This is a genomic window from Microbispora sp. H10885, from assembly GCF_014161415.1.
Lineage (GTDB): Bacteria > Actinomycetota > Actinomycetes > Streptosporangiales > Streptosporangiaceae > Microbispora > Microbispora triticiradicis.
Window position 1 is genome coordinate 1 of the sequence record NZ_JABBWY010000039.1, and the last position, 629, is coordinate 629.

1 protein-coding gene is annotated in these 629 nt (G+C 66.5%); it reads left to right on the top strand.

Annotation, left to right across the window (positions count from 1 at the left end; all coding sequences use genetic code 11):
• The coding region (locus HHX37_RS35390) for a ThuA domain-containing protein (RefSeq protein ID WP_182888179.1) at positions 1 to 629 on the top strand (629 nt) is incomplete at both ends.

The window sequence follows — 629 nt, forward strand, 5'->3', positions numbered from 1 at the left end:
TTCAAGGTGCTCGTCTTCTCGAAGACGACCGGTTTCCGGCACGACTCGATCCCCGAGGGGATCGCGGCGGTGCAGAAGCTCGGCCAGGAGAACAACTTCGCGGTCGACACGACCGAGGACAGCGCGGCGTTCACCGACGCCAACCTGGCGCAGTACCAGGCCGTCATCTTCATGTCCACGACCGGTGACCCGGTCAGCACCCAGGACCAGAAGGACGCCTTCCAGCGCTACATCCAGAAGGGCGGCGGCTACGTCGGCGTCCACGCCGCGGCCGACAGCGGCTACGACTGGGCGTGGTACGGCAAGCTGGTCGGTGCGTACTTCAAGCAGCACCCGGCGATCCAGCAGGCGACGGTCAAGGTCGAGGACCCGGCGCACCCGTCGACCGCGGGCCTGCCGATCACCTGGAGCCGTACCGACGAGTGGTACGACTACCGGACCAACCCGCGTAACACGGTTCACGTGCTGACGTCGCTGGACGAGAAGTCCTACACCGGCGGCACGATGGGCGCCGACCACCCCAACACGTGGTGTCAGGACTACGACGGTGGCCGCTCGTGGTACACCGGCCTGGGCCACCTGAAGGAGAACTACAGCGAGGCGAACTTCCTCAAGCTGCTCCTCGGCGG